The following is a 15,078-nucleotide window of genomic DNA, read 5'->3' on the forward strand; positions in this document are numbered from 1 at the left end:
TCACGCCTCCACTTCAGCGGTCGCGGCCGGCTGGGGGACCCAGGCCAGGGCCAGGGCACTGCCGACGGCGGTGAGCAGGAACCCCAACAGCAGGCCGCCGAGGTTGGCGGCTACCAGACTGACCAGGGACAGCACCGCGGCCAGGGCGCCGGAGAAGTAGCGCAGGGCCGGGGTGTGCCACGTCGTCACACCGGCGACGACGAACAGCACGCCGAGGGCCCATGAGGCGGCGCCGGCGGTGCCGGTGAACCGCAGGAAGCCCAGCCCCACCCAGGAGACGCAGATCAACTCCAGCCCGCCGAGGCCCAACAGCAGCCCCGCCGTGAACGGGCGGCTCCGTCGCCATCCCCGCCGGCCGAACCGCCGGTCAGGCCGCATCACCGTACTCATCGGGCCGCTCCCGCCGCGCAGCCGCTCGCACCCCGGCGTACATCGATGGAGACGCCCCGGGACGTGATCGTCCCGGCGGTGAAGGCATGCGGCTGCGTGGTCACCGTGCTGCCCCTGACCTTCTGCGCGCCGACGGTGAACAGGCCGGTGTGTTCCCGCAGGGACAGCCGCGGGGTGCTGAACCTCGCGCCGGAGAGCTTCACCGACCGGGCCGTGGCCTTGCCCGCCTCAACCGTCAGGCCGGTGGCGGAGGCCTGCTCGATACGTACGACGGCCGTGACCGCTCCGACGACGGGCAGGTGGGTGGTGGAGGTGACGCAGGCATCCTCCACCGTGGCCTGCTCCGCGCGTGTCGCCAGCGCCGGCAACACCCCGCCGCGGCCGGCGGCGGCCGGTGAGGCCGACACACCCGACGCGGACACGCGCGCGGCATGCACGGTGACCGGAACCTCCCCCGCGAACGCCACGGACACGGCCCCTGCCGCGCTCCCGGCCAACAGGACGGAGGCACCCACGAGCAGGGGAGCGAGCGCCAGAGCGAACCGGCGGTGGCTTGTCCGCCCGCCGCCGGTCATCACGGGGAAGTCGTTGTCGATCACGACCGACCCAACGACCGTCCCGGACCGAAGTACCGGCAAACCCACGATCGGCTGATACGACTCCGGATCCGCGGCCGGTCGCCGCGTGGCGGGAGCAGGCGAAGGTGAAGGCCTCCGGTCGCCGTCGTGCCACGCGCTCAGTACGTACCCTGCTCGCGGACCTCCCCCGTGCCCAGGGTGATCACGGCCCGGGGCAGCATGGGCTCGTCGCCCCGGCGGGAGAGCAGAACCACCTCCTCGACCGACGCCGACAGCGTCCCGAGCCGGACGGCACACTCGGTCGCCAGGGTCTTCGGGTCCTGGCTGCGGCCGAGGGACAGATGCGGGGTGAAGCGGCCGCCGCGCCCCTGGCAGAGCGGGAACCGCAGCCGCAGCTCTCGGTGGAGGCGGGCCCATGGCGCCTTGTCCGCCGCGGCCGGATCGAGCCAGACCGTCGCGTAGTGCCGGTGCCGGAAGTACCGCACACCGGCCAGGCGCGCCGTGAACGGCGTGCTCTGCGCCGCGACGGTGGAGAGCAGCGGCACGGCCCGGTCGAACTCCTCCTCCGGCACGAAGCCGAACAGCAGATTCACATGCGGCGGCCAGCGCCGTACCTGCGGATCGTGCTCCCAGCGGATGTCCTGAATGGCCGGCCACAATTCCCGTGGCGGCAGCCACGCCACCGCGGTCCGGGCGGTCGGCGCCACCTCGAGCGCGTCCATCGGCTCGGTCCCGCCGAAAGCCGGATTTCCGTCCACCTGATCATGGTCCCAAATCGGGCTTCCGGGCAGTGCGCGGACTCGCCGACGGAACCAGGGCGATCCCAACTGAAGCCGCTGGCAATAAAATTGACCGTTCATCAGTTCTGGAATCAAGTACAACTTTGCCAGTTCTTGGTGTAGCTCAGCCGTCGATTACGTGAGCCTCATGGGCACCAACCCCCCCACGTACGGTAAGAGACAACAAAGATGACGATGAACCGCACACTGCGCTACGGCGCCCGCACGCTGGCATTGACGGCGACCACCCTCGGCGTGATCGCGGCGGCCGTGCCCGCTGGGGCAGAGGAGCAGCCCAGCGCGGAGCAGATCATGGCCGACTGCGCTTCCGGAGAAGGCAAGTGCAGCTTCAACTCCCCGGAGATCGGGGAAGCTTACGTCGGTAAGCCCCGCCAGGTATCCGAACTGCTCTACAACTGCACCGCCTCGCCCGCCTCCCAGTCGATGTCGTGGGCGGACACCGTGGGCTCCTCCCACTCGGTGGGAGGCTCGGTCACCGTCGGCGGAGGCATCGAGGGCATCATCACCGCCAGTGTGACCGCGACGTACAACTACACCTGGCAGAGCTCGCACACGGAGACGAGTTCCTTCACCGTCACCGTGCGGCCCGGAGAAGTCGGCTGGATCTCCCGCGCCCAGGTGATGCAGCGGATATCAGGCACCTGGCAGACCCACTACGACGACCCCAAGTGGGGCCACTACTACTGGTTCGTACCCGATGTGATCACCGGCCCCGCCCCGAACGGCACGGACGGCAAGCACAGCGCGGTCGTGGTCGAATCGCGCAAGATGACCGCAGCCGAGAAGAAGCTCTGCTCCACCGGCGCCACCCAGGACAAGGTCTTCACCCGCGGCCGCTGATCCGGCCCCCGTCCACGAGGCGGACGCATGCGAGGGCAGCCGGCGCGTAGGAGCGGTGCGAGCACACGCTCGAAACAACGCCCGGCTGCCTCGAACCAGGCCGAGCACACGGTGGCGGCATCCGACGCCGCACAGTGACCGTACGTCTCTCACGCACGGTCACGCCCGCAGACCCTCGTCGTTGCCGCCGCCGCTGCCGTTCAGAAGTCCGTGGGCAGCCCGCTCACCTCGGCGATGCCCCGCAGCTCCTCCGTCTGCCTGTGCCGTTCCCTGATGTATGCGGCGATCTCGCCGAGGCGAACGGGATCGGAAGCGGTGGTCGCGTCCGTGACGATCCTGACCGGGCCGGTCTCGTCCACATCGATCTCGATCACCTCGTTGTCCAGGCGGCCCGTGACGGCGGTGGCGATGACGAGCGCGGCCTCCTCACGGACCTCCTGGGGCAGCTCGTCGCCGTCCCCCGTGTCGAGCGCGAGGTCGAGACTGGAGAGGCGCTCCTCCTCGATCGCCTGGAGTGCTGGTTCCACCACGCGCAGCAGAAGGCGGTAGTCGTCCGTGTCCATCCGGATACGCAGGAGGTCCAGGTAGACGTCCACGGGCCGGCCGTCGCCATGCGGAATCTCGGATTCACTCATCCGCTTCGTGTTCCCCGTAGGACGCCGCTCAGACCCGCCGCCAGCGGGCCATGGCGAAGGAGAACACACCGAACAGCACCAGCCCGGCCGCGACGCAGACCAGCAGCCAGGGGCCGAGCGGGGTCTCGGCGAAGGTGCGCAGGGTGTCGTCCAGTCCCTTGGCCTGTTCGGGTTCGTAGTCGATGGCCGCGCGGACGGCGAAGACGCCGGCCAGGGCGAACACCAGCCCGCGGGCGGCGCCGCCGGCCACCCCGGTGACGTCCACGAGCTGCCGCGTCCGGTGGCTCATCCGCCCGAGCCTGAGCTTGTCGCGGTACTTGCGCAGGACCGCCCGTACGCCGATCCAGCCGCCGGCCACGACGACGGCGGCACCGGCCGCGCCCACCAGCCACTGACCGGCGGGAATCTCCAGTGCCCGGGCGGTGGCATCGCGGGACTGCTGGTCGCTTGATCCGCCGCCGTGGTTCCGGCTCGCCGCGAAAGACAGCACGGAGTAGGCGACGAAGACGTAGAACGCGAAACGAACGGCCGCCAGCAGCCGCTTGCGCGCGCTGCGACCGTCCTGCCCGACGGAGCCGAAGAGCGCCTCGGACAACCGCCACAAGGCCATACCGACGAGTCCGATGCCCAGCGCCCACAGCAGCACCGCGCCGAACGGCTTCTGCGCCAGCGCCGCCAAGGCGCCTCCGCGGTCGGCCTGCGCGTTCGTGTCGCCGAAGGCGATCTGCAGCGCCAGCGCACCGACGAGCAGATAGATCACACCCCGGGCGGCGAGCCCCGCCCGAGCCGCCCCCTCGGTCACCGAACCCCTCGCCACCCGCCGGGCCCGAAACCGCCCCGTCCATGCCGACGCACTCGTATCCATGTAGACCTCCCGGCAGTCCGAATGCCCCGGCACGACCGCCACACACGCGGCTGTGCCGCCCGCCAGGCGGTACGACACGGGGAGGACGGCGACGATGGCAGCCGCGGCGCCGGTCGGCGGGCCCGTGGCAGGCGGGCGTGTTCGGGAGGCGTAAAAGGGCTGGAACGCGGTCAACCCGTCCTGTGGAGCGGGATACTGGTGCCTTCTCACACCGTGGCGATCAGGGGAGCGGCTGGGTGAACTCTGCCGAAGGAAAGGGCGGTTGGGACGTGGGCGAGGGCTGGGGCGGTCGGCACGCGGTAGTGGTGGGCGGGAGCCTCGCGGGGATGCTCGCGGCGCACGTCCTGGCGCGGCACGCCGACCGGGTGACCGTCGTGGAGCGCGACCGCTTCCCGGAGGGGACGAAACCGCGCCCCGGCGTACCGCAGGGCCGGCATCCACATGTCCTGCTGGAGGGCGGACAGGTGGCCCTGGAGTCGCTGCTGCCGGGCTTCCTGGCGGAGTTACGGGCGGCGGGGGCGCCGCGGGTGGGCATGCCGTCGGACATGGTGCTGTGGCAGAACGGCCGCTGGTACCGCCGGCTGCCCGCGACGACGCACATCTACACCGGTTCCCGCGCACAGCTCGAGGAACTGGTACGACGGCGGGTTCTGGCCAACCCGGTGATCAGCGCGGTGGACGGGACCGATGTCGTAGGGCTCCTCGGCGACGCCTCGCGCGTGCGGGGCGTGCTGCTGCGGGACCGCTCCGGTGACGCCCGCGGGGACCAGCGGGCTCTTGAGGCCGACCTGGTCGTCGACGCCTCCGGCAGCGGCACGAAGGCCCCGCAGTGGCTCACGGCGATCGGGGCCGAGGCGCCGCACGAGGAGACCATCGACACGGGGCTCGCGTACGCCTCACGCGTCTACCGCGGCAGGAGCGGCGTCCTCGACGGACACACCGTCGGCTACTACGTCTACCCGAGCCCCGACCAGGTCCACGCCGGCGGCGCGTTGCCGCTGGAGGACGGCAGCCATCTCGTCATCGTCTCGGGGCTGCGCGGTGACGAACCGCCCACGGACGACGACGAGTTCGTGACGTACACCAAGAGGCTGCCGCATCCGCTCCTGCACCGGTGGCTGGACGAGGCCGAACCGCTCTCGCCGGCCTTCGGCTACCGACGCACCGCCAATGTCCGCCGCCGCTACGACGTGCCCGGCAACGGCCCGGCGGGATTCGTCGCCACCGGCGACGCCCTGTGCACCTTCAACCCGATCTACGGACAGGGCATGGCCGTCGCCGCGATGAGCGCGGTCGCTCTGCGCGACGCACTCGCCGATCCCCAGCGGACCCCCACGACGCGGCGCGTGCAGCGGGCCCTCCTCGCGGCATCCCGGCCGGCATGGGACATCTCCGCGGGAGCGGACCGCAAGATGCCGGGGGCGACCGGCAACGCGGTGGCCGGCGGACCCGCGGACCGCGCTGCCGACTGGTACCTGCAGCGCGTCCAGGAGCGCGCCCCCGGCGACCCCGTCGTAGGACGCGCCTTCCGCTCCGTACTGACCCTCTCCGCACCCGTCACCGACCTGTTCGCCCCGCCCGTAGCCCGAGCCGTCCTCTTCCACCCGCCGACAACGACTCCTGCCGAGCCGCCGACGACACCGGAGGGACCGGGAGTCTGAGCGAAGCCGACACCAAGGGCCCGCATGATCGCCGGAGTTCAAGCGGGGCGGTGAAGGTTGGAGTGCCGCAGGCCGTGGCTGGGCACGACACGGCCTGCGGCACAGGTCGGTCCGCCGCGGACTCGGCCTCTGGCAGCGCCGGACAGTCAGGCGGACAGAGCCCGGCAGCGAGGCCGTACCCCACATCGCCTCCGTGCGGCAGTTGCGCGTGGTCGTCGGCAAGCTCCAGGAGTCGTACTGCGACGACGAGTTGGATGGTCGGCGAGCAGCGGCCTTTCCCGTTCAGTACAACCGAAGACGTGTCTGGCGTGTCTCAGATCCCGCAACGCGCGTAAACGCCACACATGGGCACAGGGGGGAACCGAGTTGAGGAACATGACACGAGTCGCGATGGCCTGTCTGATCGGCGCCGGGATGGTCGCCGCAGGCGGGGTCGCTCAGACCGCTGCAGCGGCCGAGGGCGGATCCAAGCCGGTCAAGACGATCGAGAAGGGCCACGCCCTGTCCTGCACCGGGCAATCCGGAGGCATCGCCGTCGCGGTGGAGCTGTACCAGAACTCCGCGTTCGGCTCGCACGCCAGCCTGTCGGTCGAGACGCCGGACGGGGAGTACGGCGGTGGGTACGGACCGGAGGACACCACGCTGTTCACCGACGGAACGATCGCGGCCGACATCCCGGTCAGGAAACTGGACGACACGGCCGAGCCGGTGGGCGACGCCGTCGTCAGCGGCACCTACGCGGCCGCGGGACGGCCGAAGCCCGTGCACGAGGTCATCGAGGACCCCGCAGGCCACTACGTGATCACCAAGGGCACCAACACACCGCTCCGAACCGTGGCCACGGTGGACGTGCTCGGCGAGAGGGTTCCGCTGTCCTGCTCCACCGCCTTCGCATTCGACCTCACGGTGTGGCGGCTGACTGCCGGCCAGGGCTGAGAAGCGGTTGTGCATGACCGGCCGCCGGTGCGTCGGCGGCCGGTCATCGAGGTTCGGCTTCCGAGGCCCAGGATGAGCAGGCGCGAACCGGGTACCCGCGTATGTTGTCTGGAGGACCTGGGCTGTGGAACTCACCGACTGGCTGCTGACCCCGGACGAACGCGGCAACAGCGCCACACGTCTGGACAGCCGCCGATCGGATCGAGCGGCTTGGTCGCACGGAAACCTGGTGCGGCCCCTCATCCATGGCGGGACGTACTTCCCAGAACTCCTCGGAGCCGTTCGAGCGCAGCGCGCAGGAGACCTGCTCCTGTTCACCGACTGGCGGGGCGACCCCGACGAGCGCCTCGACGGACCCGGCAGCGAGATCGGCGTCGTCCTGGGCGAGGCGGCCGGGCGCGGAGTGATCGTCAAAGGGCTGCTGTGGCGCTCCCACCTGGACCGCTTCCAGTTCAGTGAGGCGGAGAACCGCCACCTGGGCGAGGAGGTCGAAGCGGCGGGCGGCGAGTGCCTGCTGGACATGCGGGTACGACCCGGCGGCTCGCACCACCAGAAACTCGTCGTGCTCCGGCATCCCGACCGCCCCGAGCTCGACATCGCGTTCGTCGGCGGTATCGACCTGTGCCACAACCGCCATGACGACGCGACGCACCGCGGCGATCCGCAGTCACTGCCCCTCGCCGCCGCGTACGGACCGCACCCACCGTGGCACGACATCCAGCTCGCGATACGCGGGCCGGCCGTCGGCGACATCGAGACCGTCTTCCGCGAGCGCTGGGACGACCCCGCGCCGCTCACCCGCAGCCCGCTCGTCCGCCTGCGGGAACTGGCTCACGGCGAGGACACCGATGCCGACGCGTTGCCACCCCAGGCACCCGACCCCGCACCCCGCGGCACACACACCCTCCAGGTCCTGCGCACCTACCCCAACCGTCTCCTGCGCGGCTACGACTTCGCCCCTGACGGCGAGCGCAGCATCGCGCGCGGCTACCGCAAGGCGCTGCGGCGGGCACGGGCCCTGATCTACCTGGAGGACCAGTACCTGTGGTCCCCGCACGTGGTGGAATCCTTCGCCGAGGCACTGACCGCCAACCGCGGCCTGCGCCTGATCGCGGTCATCCCCTCCGTCCCCGAACAGGACGGCCGACTCACCCGGCCGATCAACCTGATCGGCCGGATCACAGCCCTGGACAGGCTGCGCCGCGCCGGCGGTGGGCGCGTCGCGGTGTACGGGCTGGAGAACCACGCCGGGACACCGGTGTACGTCCACGCCAAGGTGTGCGTGATCGACGACGTGTGGGTCTCGGTCGGCTCGGACAACATCAACCTCCGCTCCTGGACCCACGACTCCGAACTCAGCTGTGCCGTCCTGGACGAGACCACGGATCCCCGCGACCCGCGCGACCCCGGTGGCCTCGGGGACGGCGCACGCCGCTTCGCCAGAAATCTGCGTCTGGAACTCGCGCGCGAGCACCTGGACCTGGAAGCACCGCGCACCCCACTCGCGCCGGACCCCCTCTGCGATCCCGTGCATTCCTTCGAGGCCTTCGCGGCGAGCGCTGCCGCACTGGACCACTGGCACGACAACGGCCGCCGCGGCGCCCGGCCCCCCGGGCGCCTGCGCACCTATCGTCCGCCGAGCCTTTCGCGTACGGCCAGGACGGTCTGCACGCCCTTGCATCGCCTGCTCGTCGATCCGGATGGCAGGCCCTTCGGGCTACGGCGTCGCAACGACTACTGAGGGCTGCGGCGGGATGATCGTTTGCTGACGAGTCGGATGTCTACCGTCCGTCGTGGTGTGCGGAGGCTTCCGCGACCTTCTTGAGTGCCGACGTCGTGGCGGGGTCACCGACCTTGGCGGGTTGATCGTGCCTGCCGTGTTCAGGGTGGTCGTGCTGGAAGTGGGAGGGGGCCAGCCTGTCGCCGGGGCCTCGGGACTCCGACCGGGCGTCGCCGGCCCCGACCGCAGTGGGCCGTTGCCCGCTGTCCCGCGCCATGTCGCCTTGGGCCGTCTGTCCTGGTGCGTCCTGGCCGGGGCGCGGCTGGGTCAGCCAGGCGACGGCCGCGCCGGTGAGGGCCAGGGGCCATTCCACCACGCCGGCCACGCCGAGGACCCCGGCTCCGGTGTAGACCGCGATCCGCCGTCCGCGCGGCGAGACCGTTCCGATCCGATCCAGCGCACCGTCGGCGACCCTGCTCACCTGCCCCGCCCCGGGCAGGCGGCGAAGCCCGGAGCCAATGATCCGCAACGGCTGAGGAAGATCCGAGGAGTTCGTCCTGTCCTGACTCATTGCGCACTCCCTCCGCGCGTCATCAATGGTCCTCGGTCCGAGTTTCCCCTTGTCACACGAGGTATGCGGTGGGATCGACATCAGTCGGCGGGATCGAATCCAGCCGACCCATGCGGCCGGGCGCCCATGCCCCATGGCCGTGAACGACGAAGCCGCCCGCCGGTTTCCATGGCGGGCGGCTCGTGCCGTAGGTGTTCAGAGATCGAGGTCGGCGGCGGCGCACTGAAGGCGTCCTGGGCCGCTGGACGACACCGGCATGGCGCCGGCGACGGGATTCGAACCCGCGTCACCCGCTTGAGAGGCGAAGTAGCCGCAGCCTGCGCACCTGAACATTGATCACCGTAGTCGAGGCGTACGGCGGCAGGCACCTGTATTTCGGGGCGGGCGGGGGAGCGGTGAGTCGACAGGCCGACGCGCCGCCCGGAGGCGCCACGGGCGGTGCGCGACTGATCCGTGCTCGCCGCGCAGGCTTGAGGACGTCCGCCGGGTCGAGAGCGGCTTGGCGGCGGTGAGCGCGGCGGCGAAGGGGCAGGGGAGCCGGCGGTCGTAGCAGGGCCGGTGATCGCGGAGCCGACAGCTCCGAGGACGGCCTGTACCTCGCCTGCGCCCCACCATGTCGGCGCCCTCCTTGGTGGACTCGGTGGCGCGAGCCTCCTCATGGCCCTTGGCAGCGGCTGACCTGGGCACGCCGTCGTCGCCCCTCGCACGAGGCCAACCGCCCCGCCGACAGGACGAGTGATGAGCAGCCCGTGACGCCGTTGCGACTCGTGCCTGTCCGGCGGACCAGGCCCTAGCGAGCCAGCGCGTCCGCCCCCGCCTGCGCGTACTTCTCGTCCAGCGCGCCGGACGGGGCGCCCGCGACGCCGATGCCGGCGATCGGCGCCCTGTCGGCGGTGACGGGGACGCCGCCCGCCAGGAACAGGGTCCCAGGGATGTCCTTGAGGTTGGGCGCCTGCTCCAGGCGCTCGGCCAGCTGGGAGGTGGGGGCGTTCCAGGCGACCGCGGTGAACGCCTTGCGCTCGGCCGACTCGTAGGACTGCGGGCCGGCGCCGTCGCCGCGCAGGGTGACGATCGTGTTGCCGTTGCGGTCGACGACGGCGACCGTGACGCGCTGGTTCTCCTTCTCGGCGGCGTCGAGCGCGGCCTGCGCGGTCTTGGCGGCGGCGTCGGTCGTCAGATGGGTGGAGGTGGTGGTGGCCCGGGCCGGGGCGACGACCGAGCCGGCGGCGGACGCCGTGGCGGGCGCCGAGGCATTCGCGGACACCGCACCGAAGCCCGCCAGGGCGACGACAGCGAGTACGGCGCCGCCCGTGGCGACGCGGGCACGGCGGGAGAAGTTCTTGTGCACTCGGTTCATGGGTCGGTCGACTCCTTCGGTGGGCGGGCGGCCCGTTGCCGCCCCGCTTCGTCCGCTCTCCACCCTCGATGCGGAAGCAGGCCGCGACGGTCGACGTTCCGTCTGCCTCCCGGCCGCTAGACGGACGACACCGGTGTCATCCGATCGGTTGACCTGCCCGGCCCGTGCACCAGGCCACAATGGAGGTGTTTGCCCAGTTCAGCGCCTAGGAGCGGAAGGGATGCGACCCACATGGGGGACCGGCCTGACGAACCGGACACCGTGGACACCCGGTGGCTCGGCGCCGTGATGCACGCGGCGTTCTTCCTGCTGCTCGGCGGAGCGCTCACCCGCTTCCTGCTGCGCCACCCCGGCGAACCGCGTACGCCGTGGATCATCGCGCTGTGCGTCGTGCTCACCGTGCTGCATCTGCTGGACCCCAAGACCGGCGACCCGGGCCCACGGCCCACGCGGCGGCGTACGGCATGGCTGGCGCTGGTCGTCGTGGTGTGGATGATCCTCGTCGTGCTCGCCCCCAGCTTCGCCTGGTGCGCGGTGCCCCTGTTCTACACCGGCCTGCGCACACTGCCACCGCGCGCGGCCCTCGCACTCGTGGCGCTCCTGACCGTGTTCGTCGTCGCCGCGCAGGTGCAGCTCGCGGGCCGCTTCGACCCCAACCTGGTCCTCGCCCCGCCCGCCGTCGCCGCCCTGGCCACCGCCGTGTTCCTCCAGATGGAACGGCACACCGCACGCCAGCGCACCCTGATCGACGACCTGATCCGCACCCGCCACGAACTCGCCGCCGCCGAACGCCGCGAGGGCACCCTCGCCGAACGCCAGCGGCTGTCCATGGAGATCCACGACACGCTCGCCCAGGGCCTGTCCAGCCAGCGGATGCTGCTCCAGGCGGCGGACCGGGTGTGGGACGCCGAACCGGACAAGGCCCGCGCCCACGTCCGCACCGCCGCGTCCGTCGCCGAGCACAACCTCACCGAGGCCCGGCGCTTCGTGCACGACCTGGCCCCCGCCGACCTCGCCCGCGGCGGCGGCCTCGCTCAGGCGCTGCGCTCCCTGGCCGCACGCGAGGCCGGTTCCGCTTCCGGGGCACGCCTCGCCGTACGCGTCCACGTCGACGACGACGGCCGCCTCCCCGAGCTGCCCGACCGGGTCCAGTCCGCCCTGCTGCGCATCGCGCAGGGCGCCTTGGCCAACGTCCGTGAACACGCCGCCGCCGACAACGCCGCCGTCACCCTCACCCTCCTCGACGACGCGGTCGTCCTGGACGTCACCGACGACGGCCACGGCTTCGACCCCACCGCACTGCCCGCCTCCGCAGACGCGCGACGTGGCCACGGACTGCCCGCGATGCGAGCCCGGCTACATGCCCTCGGCGGCACCCTGACCGTCGAATCCGCTCCCGGCGAGGGCACCGTCCTGTCCGCCGCCGTCCCCCTGGAGGCGCCCCGATGACCCCCGACCGCGCTCCCGTGCGCATCCTGGTCTGCGACGACCACGCCGTCGTACGGGCCGGGCTGCTCGCCCTGCTCGACAGCGCACCGGACATCGAGGTCGTCGGCGAGGCCGGCACCGGCGAGGAGGCGCTCGCGCTGACCGCGAAGCTCACCCCGGACGTGGTGCTGATGGATCTGCAGCTCGGCGAGGGCATCGACGGCGTGGAGACCACCCGCCGCCTCACCTCCACCCCCGGCTCCTCGGCCCATGTGCTGGTCCTGACCACCTACGACACCGACGCCGACATCACCCGCGCCATCGAGGCGGGCGCCACCGGCTACCTGCTCAAGGCCGAACGCCCCGACGAGCTCTTCGCCGCGATCCACGCCGCCGCCGAGGGACGTCCGGCCCTGTCGGCACCGGTCGCCGGCCGCGTGATGGCCAACCTGCGCCGCCCCCGCCCCACCCTCACCGACCGCGAACGCGACATCCTCGCCCAGCTCGCCCGAGGCATCGGCAACCGCGACATCGCCCGCGCCCTGTACATCAGCGAGGCCACGGTCAAGACCCACCTGCGGCGCATCTACGACAAGCTCGGCGTCGACACGCGCGCGGGCGCGGTGGCGGTCGCGAAGGAGCGACGTCTGCTGCCGTGAACTGCGATACGCGTGCAGTGCGCATACGGAAGGGGCGGGCCGCCCGCCAGTGTGCGCCCCGCCCCGTCGATGTGCGGCCTTACCTCTGCCGTGATGACTCAGAAGGCGAATGCCGCAGCGCCCTGAGTTTCCTTGATGCAAGGATTGGCGAAGGTGTGCTCATAGTTTATGCGTGTACCACGCCATACGCCCTCAACGGTGACGACAATGGGGCGGTATTCCCTGGTGCAGGGTTGTCCCGCCGCATTCCCGCGCAGGGTGGCCAAGCGGTCGAGGTCCCCGTTCACCCGGTCCAGATCCGCGCAGGCCTGTCGCGGATCGGGGTGAGTTCCCGACGTGGTGTACGCACAGTTCACCGTCACGGCGCGCTCCGGTGCTGTGGTGGCGGCCTTCTCCCCGTGGCCGGTGGTCATGACCAGCGCCGAAGGGGCGTACAGCGAGGCGGGCGCCGAGGCGGGCGCGCTGTGGGCAGGCATGCTCAGGGGACCGGCAAGGGCCGTGGTGAGCAGGACTCCCGTCATTGTCCAGCGTGTCATTGGTCGCATGGTGCAACTCCCTTCTGTTTGCGGTGTTCGATGCCTCGAAGTACCCGCCTTGTCGCTGTCGTCTCAGGACGCTAAAGCCCAATTCTGTCCCGCTGTTGAAATCCGGACCCAATTGTCATTTCAATCAGTGGCGTGAATGGCCAACGGGTCCTCATGGTCGAGGAGGTGAGAGGTCGTTCATTCCGTTCGCCGGTCGGTGGTGTGGCCGATGTGCCTGGGGTATGAAATGGCCTGAAATCTGTGAGTGTGTTTTCACTCGCCTCGGTCTGACCGCACTCACCGACCGGTGCCGCGCCGACCGAGAGCCCCGGCGCGGCGCCCTTCAGTCGGGGGGCGGCATGTCCGTGGGGCTGGAGTCGAGTCCGGGTCGTTTGCCGGCCCAGGCTCCGCGGGTGAAGTCCGGGATCTCGACCGGGCGTCCCTGCCTCGCCAGGGACGCGGCGCTCAGGGGGACCGCCGCGCACCAGGCAGCCGAGTCGTACACGTCGATGTCGGGCACCAGCCCGGTACGCATCAGCTGGACGGTACGCCACTGCAGGACGTAGTCCATGCCGCCGTGACCGCCGTTGTTCGCGGCGTCGTCGCCGACCTTGCGCCACAGCCAGTGGTCGAACTCCTTGCGGTAGTCGGCGAAGTCGCGCCAGGTGTGGCCGCCGTGGTCCGGTTCGAGATACACGCGCGCGCCGGTCGGGACGGGCCCGGCGTAGTCCTCGACGATCCCGCGGCTGCCGGCGAGGGTGTTGATCCTGCTGTACGGCCGCGGTGAACTCACGTCGTGCTCGGCCCGGATGACCCTGCCCCGCTCCGTCTCGATGAGGCAGGTGACCAGGTCGCCGTTGATGTACGTCTCCTTCCAGGACGGGTGGTCCCGGGGGATGAAGCGTTCGCGGTAGTCGGCCAGTCCTCTCGGGGCGGTCGCGGTGGCGCGCAGGGTGGTCATCCGGTCGCCGCGATTGATGTCCATGGCCGCCGCGATCGGGGCCAGCCCGTGCATGGGGTACAGGGACGCGGTGCTGCGGGTGTGCCACAGCCGTCGCCAGGAGTCGGTGTAGTACGTGTCGGAGAAGAGGAGTTCACGCAGGTCGTGGCAGTAGCCGCCATGGCCGTTGGTGATGTCGCCGAACAGGCCGGCGTGCGCCATCCGCAGCATGGCCAGCTCGTTGCGGCCATAGCTGCAGTTCTCGGCGAGGAGCAGGTGCTTGCGGGTGCGCTCGGAGGTGTCGACGAGGTCCCAGAGCTGACGGAGTTCGGTCGCGACGGGAAGCTCCACCACGGCGTGTCTGCCGCTCAGCAGCGCGGCCCTGCCGTGCTCGTAGTGGAACTCCCACGGCGTGGCGACGTACACCAGGTCGATGTCGTCACGCTGGAGCATCCGGGCGTAGGAGTCGGCTGATCCGCCGTATTCGGCGGGGCGGGGCTCACCCTTGCTCACCAGCCGGTCCGCGGCGCGCCGCGCGCGGTCGGCGCGGATGTCGCAGACCGCGGTCACGGTGCAGCCGGGTACGGCCGCCCAGCCCGTGATCATGCCTCCGCCGCGGTTGCCCAGGCCGATGACGCCGACGCGGACGGTTCTGTGGACCTCGAACGGCACGCCGATCATCGACTTCTGCCCGGGGCGGCGGCTGGGCGCCTGTCCGGTCGCGGCGAAGGCGTCCGGTGCCGCGGCGGTCATCCCTGCCGCGAGCGCGCCGGTGGCGACGGCTCCGCCCAGGAGCAGTCGGCGTGAGACAGCGGGTGTTTCGGACATGACGGCAACACTCCTCGATGGGGGGCTTGCATCACTGTCGGGGCACTGTCGGGACTGTCGGGGCATGACTCTGCGGGCTTGGAGAGTGCGTGTCAATATGTGCTCGATAGAAAGCAGTTCCGAGCAGGATCGAGCATCAGCGGCCTGCTGGCAGCTTGTCGGACCGGTCCGGGGGCGAGTCGGCGCCCTGCCAATCCGTACGGTCAACGTCGGCTCGACGAAGGCGGGTTGGGGCCCGGTGTCCTCGTTCGCGCTGTGCCGAAGCGGGCGGGCGGCCGCAGGCGAAGACGCCGAGCAAAGGGATGAGTTGGGGGACCGCCCTCCTGGTTGCCGTTGTGCGGAGGAA

The 15,078-nt window shown here is 71.1% G+C and carries 15 protein-coding genes; 6 read left to right on the forward strand and 9 right to left on the reverse strand.

Annotated features, from left to right (window positions below):
• The 3 genes from ACIREI_RS37795 to ACIREI_RS37805 all read right to left on the reverse strand — a co-directional run bounded on the left by ACIREI_RS37795 (position 1) and on the right by ACIREI_RS37805 (position 1,726).
• Positions 1–390, reverse strand: coding sequence for a DUF6114 domain-containing protein (locus ACIREI_RS37795; protein ID WP_403343064.1), 390 nt, complete (start codon positions 388–390; stop codon positions 1–3).
• The gene (locus ACIREI_RS37800) at positions 387–989 is read right to left on the reverse strand and encodes a DUF6230 family protein (RefSeq protein WP_403343067.1); all 603 of its coding nucleotides are present in this window, start codon (positions 987–989) and stop codon (positions 387–389) included. Before ACIREI_RS37800 ends, ACIREI_RS37795 begins: the two co-directional genes overlap by 4 nt.
• 137 nt (positions 990–1,126) lie before the next feature.
• Positions 1,127–1,726, reverse strand: a complete 600-nt coding sequence (locus ACIREI_RS37805; RefSeq protein ID WP_403343070.1) for a 2'-5' RNA ligase family protein — start codon at positions 1,724–1,726, stop codon at positions 1,127–1,129.
• 216 nt (positions 1,727–1,942) lie between these two features.
• Between ACIREI_RS37805 and ACIREI_RS37810 the strand changes: the two genes are divergently transcribed.
• Positions 1,943–2,608, forward strand: a complete 666-nt coding sequence (locus ACIREI_RS37810) for a hypothetical protein (RefSeq protein WP_403343074.1) — start codon at positions 1,943–1,945, stop codon at positions 2,606–2,608.
• 200 nt (positions 2,609–2,808) lie between these two features.
• On the opposite strand, the gene ACIREI_RS37815 is transcribed toward ACIREI_RS37810, so the two are convergent.
• Together ACIREI_RS37815 and ACIREI_RS37820 are read right to left on the reverse strand one after the other, a co-directional pair.
• On the reverse strand, positions 2,809–3,243 hold the full coding sequence (locus ACIREI_RS37815; RefSeq protein ID WP_403343077.1) for a hypothetical protein: 435 nt from the start codon (positions 3,241–3,243) through the stop codon (positions 2,809–2,811).
• Positions 3,244–3,271: 28 nt separating this feature from the next.
• Complete coding sequence (locus ACIREI_RS37820; protein ID WP_403343080.1) at positions 3,272–4,108, reverse strand: DUF1206 domain-containing protein; 837 nt, start codon at positions 4,106–4,108, stop codon at positions 3,272–3,274.
• A 305-nt stretch (positions 4,109–4,413) separates the two neighbouring features.
• Between ACIREI_RS37820 and ACIREI_RS37825 the strand changes: the two genes are divergently transcribed.
• From ACIREI_RS37825 to ACIREI_RS37835, 3 genes are all read left to right on the forward strand, one after another.
• Complete coding sequence (locus tag ACIREI_RS37825; protein ID WP_403343167.1) at positions 4,414–5,769, forward strand: FAD-dependent oxidoreductase; 1,356 nt, start codon at positions 4,414–4,416, stop codon at positions 5,767–5,769.
• Positions 5,770–6,144: 375 nt separating this feature from the next.
• Positions 6,145–6,705, forward strand: coding sequence for a hypothetical protein (locus ACIREI_RS37830; protein WP_403343083.1), 561 nt, complete (start codon positions 6,145–6,147; stop codon positions 6,703–6,705).
• 124 nt (positions 6,706–6,829) lie between these two features.
• The gene (locus tag ACIREI_RS37835; protein WP_403343086.1) at positions 6,830–8,446 is read left to right on the forward strand and encodes a phospholipase D family protein; all 1,617 of its coding nucleotides are present in this window, start codon (positions 6,830–6,832) and stop codon (positions 8,444–8,446) included.
• A 40-nt stretch (positions 8,447–8,486) separates the two neighbouring features.
• Here the strand turns inward: ACIREI_RS37835 and ACIREI_RS37840 are convergent, their stop codons facing one another.
• Positions 8,487–8,996 (reverse strand): hypothetical protein, encoded by a 510-nt coding sequence (locus ACIREI_RS37840; RefSeq protein ID WP_403343088.1) that lies wholly within the window; start codon positions 8,994–8,996, stop codon positions 8,487–8,489.
• Positions 8,997–9,786: 790 nt separating this feature from the next.
• Positions 9,787–10,353 carry a heme-binding protein gene (locus tag ACIREI_RS37845; RefSeq protein ID WP_403343091.1) on the reverse strand — a complete coding sequence of 189 codons (567 nt, stop codon included), beginning with the start codon at positions 10,351–10,353 and terminating at the stop codon, positions 9,787–9,789.
• A gap of 231 nt (positions 10,354–10,584) precedes the next feature.
• Between ACIREI_RS37845 and ACIREI_RS37850 the strand changes: the two genes are divergently transcribed.
• Together ACIREI_RS37850 and ACIREI_RS37855 are read left to right on the forward strand one after the other, a co-directional pair.
• On the forward strand, positions 10,585–11,802 hold the full coding sequence (locus ACIREI_RS37850; RefSeq protein ID WP_403343094.1) for a sensor histidine kinase: 1,218 nt from the start codon (positions 10,585–10,587) through the stop codon (positions 11,800–11,802).
• Positions 11,799–12,440: a response regulator gene (locus tag ACIREI_RS37855; protein WP_403343097.1), complete on the forward strand. Its 642-nt coding sequence runs from the start codon at positions 11,799–11,801 to the stop codon at positions 12,438–12,440. The genes ACIREI_RS37850 and ACIREI_RS37855 overlap by 4 nt, the downstream gene beginning before the upstream one ends.
• 98 nt (positions 12,441–12,538) lie before the next feature.
• On the opposite strand, the gene ACIREI_RS37860 is transcribed toward ACIREI_RS37855, so the two are convergent.
• The gene (locus ACIREI_RS37860; protein ID WP_403343099.1) at positions 12,539–12,976 is read right to left on the reverse strand and encodes a subtilase-type protease inhibitor; all 438 of its coding nucleotides are present in this window, start codon (positions 12,974–12,976) and stop codon (positions 12,539–12,541) included.
• A 331-nt stretch (positions 12,977–13,307) separates the two neighbouring features.
• Entirely contained in the window at positions 13,308–14,732 is a 1,425-nt protein-coding gene (locus tag ACIREI_RS37865) for a Gfo/Idh/MocA family protein (protein WP_403343102.1), read from the reverse strand.
• Positions 14,733–15,078: the final 346 nt, after the last annotated feature.

The organism is Streptomyces sp. NPDC093591, assembly GCF_044764885.1.
In the GTDB taxonomy this organism is placed as follows: domain Bacteria; phylum Actinomycetota; class Actinomycetes; order Streptomycetales; family Streptomycetaceae; genus Streptomyces.

Bases quoted from the DNA above. Each gene is read 5' to 3' on its own strand.
- ACIREI_RS37795 (WP_403343064.1), bottom strand. From the start codon at position 390: ATGAGTACGGTGATGCGGCCTGACCGGCGGTTCGGCCGGCGGGGATGG.
- ACIREI_RS37810 (WP_403343074.1), top strand. From the start codon at position 1,943: ATGAACCGCACACTGCGCTACGGCGCCCGCACGCTGGCATTGACGGCG.
- ACIREI_RS37815 (WP_403343077.1), bottom strand. From the start codon at position 3,243: ATGAGTGAATCCGAGATTCCGCATGGCGACGGCCGGCCCGTGGACGTC.
- ACIREI_RS37820 (WP_403343080.1), bottom strand. From the start codon at position 4,108: ATGGATACGAGTGCGTCGGCATGGACGGGGCGGTTTCGGGCCCGGCGG.
- ACIREI_RS37830 (WP_403343083.1), top strand. From the start codon at position 6,145: ATGACACGAGTCGCGATGGCCTGTCTGATCGGCGCCGGGATGGTCGCC.
- ACIREI_RS37840 (WP_403343088.1), bottom strand. From the start codon at position 8,996: ATGAGTCAGGACAGGACGAACTCCTCGGATCTTCCTCAGCCGTTGCGG.
- ACIREI_RS37845 (WP_403343091.1), bottom strand. From the start codon at position 10,353: ATGAACCGAGTGCACAAGAACTTCTCCCGCCGTGCCCGCGTCGCCACG.
- ACIREI_RS37850 (WP_403343094.1), top strand. From the start codon at position 10,585: ATGGGGGACCGGCCTGACGAACCGGACACCGTGGACACCCGGTGGCTC.
- ACIREI_RS37855 (WP_403343097.1), top strand. From the start codon at position 11,799: ATGACCCCCGACCGCGCTCCCGTGCGCATCCTGGTCTGCGACGACCAC.
- ACIREI_RS37860 (WP_403343099.1), bottom strand. From the start codon at position 12,976: ATGACACGCTGGACAATGACGGGAGTCCTGCTCACCACGGCCCTTGCC.
- ACIREI_RS37865 (WP_403343102.1), bottom strand. From the start codon at position 14,732: ATGTCCGAAACACCCGCTGTCTCACGCCGACTGCTCCTGGGCGGAGCC.